Below are 1,506 nucleotides of genomic sequence, written 5' to 3' on the forward strand. Positions count from 1 at the left end.
GACCTCTACCGCGTCACCAGTGAGCTGATCCCGGGTGCCGGCGAGCCGGGCGAAGTCGTGCGCAGCGAAACCTTCGTCGTCATGGCGTCCTGCAACAAATGGGTCAGCCTGCCGGAAGGCTGCTGGTCGGACGACCGCAAGGAGCCGGCATGAAGATCGCGGTACTCGGCGGCCTCGGCCTGCAAGGCCGGGCTGCAATCGCCGACCTCGTCGCCAGCGACGGCGTCGAGGAAATTGTCTGCGTGGACACCGCGGCGGACGGCCCCGCCCGGCTTGCCGGCCTGACCGATCTTGCCCGCGTGCGCTTCGTCGTGCCCGAGGGCGCGATCGGCCCGACGCTGGCCAACGTGCTTGATGAGGTCGACGCCGTCATCGACCTGTTGCCGCAGCCATTGATGCGCGAGGCGGTGCAGGCCGCGATCGCCACGCGCACGCCGCTGGTCACCACCAATTACGCCAAGTCGATCGCCGACCTGGCGCCGGCCGCCGAACAGGCGGGTGTCTCGATCATGACCGAATGCGGGCTGGACCCCGGCATCGATCTTGTGCTCTACGCCCGCGCCGCCAGGCAGTTCGACTCGATTTCCTCGATCGATTCCTATTGCGGCGGCATCCCCGAGCCGAAGGCGATGGCGAAGCCCCTTTGCTACAAGGTGAGCTGGAATTTCGACATGGTCCTGGTCAGCCAGAACCGCGACAGCGTGATGATCGAGGATGGAAAACGCGTCGCTGTGCCGGCCGGCCAGCAGCACGACAATCCCTTCATCCACGAGATCGAAGTCGTGGGCCTCGGCAAACTGGAAGCCTTTCCCAATGGCGACGCGCTGCACTATGTCGAGATGCTGGACGCCGCCAAGGGGCTGCGCCGCTCTGGCCGCTACACGCTGCGCTGGCCGGGATGGTCGGCCTTCTGGGCGCCGTTGAAGGAGCTCGGTTTCCTCTCCGAAGACAAGGTGCCCGGCACCTCCAACAGCCCGCGCGAATTCCTCGGCCGGCTGCTCGGGCCCCAATTGCAATATGGCCCGGGCGAAAAGGACCTGTGCGTGATGCGCAATGTCTTTTCCGGTCTTGAAGGCGGCCGCGCCAAGACGGTCACGTCGGACCTGATCATCGAACGCGATCTGGCTTCCGGCCTGTTCGGCATGAGCCTCGGTGTCGGCTACCCCGCCAGCATCGTGGCGCAGATGCTCGCGCGGCGTGAGATCACCAGACCGGGCCTTTTGAACCCGCTGCTGGACGTGCCCGACATCAGGTTCTTCGATGAACTGGCCAAGCGTGGCATCACGGTTTCCGAGACGGTGGCACGGGACTGAGGAGAAAAGATTTTCGAACGGTGGCTGCCGTCGGCAACGGCGCTGCCGCTCAAAAAGCACCCCAAAGGGTGAAAAACAACGTGGAACAATAAAACAAGGAGGAATACCGAAATGAAGATTGCCAGATTTTTCATCGCAGGGCTTGCACTCGCCGGGCTCACTGCCGCTGCCAGTGCCGGTACGCTCGACGACC

At 64.3% G+C, this 1,506-nt stretch carries 1 protein-coding gene and 1 pseudogene; both read left to right on the forward strand.

Features of this window, described 5'->3' with window-relative positions:
- Window positions 1-153 (forward strand): annotated as a pseudogene (locus EN750_RS41750) (Lrp/AsnC family transcriptional regulator); the annotation flags it as partial.
- Window positions 150-1,313 (forward strand): saccharopine dehydrogenase family protein, encoded by a 1,164-nt coding sequence (locus EN750_RS33835; protein WP_127399240.1) that lies wholly within the window; start codon window positions 150-152, stop codon window positions 1,311-1,313. The pseudogene EN750_RS41750 and the gene EN750_RS33835, both read left to right, overlap by 4 nt.
- Window positions 1,314-1,506 lie beyond the last annotated feature (193 nt).

The organism is Mesorhizobium sp. M7A.F.Ca.ET.027.03.2.1, assembly GCF_003999175.1.
Lineage (GTDB): Bacteria > Pseudomonadota > Alphaproteobacteria > Rhizobiales > Rhizobiaceae > Mesorhizobium.

Coding starts and splice junctions, on each gene's coding strand:
- EN750_RS33835 (WP_127399240.1), top strand. CDS start 150: ATGAAGATCGCGGTACTCGGCGGCCTCGGCCTGCAAGGCCGGGCTGCA.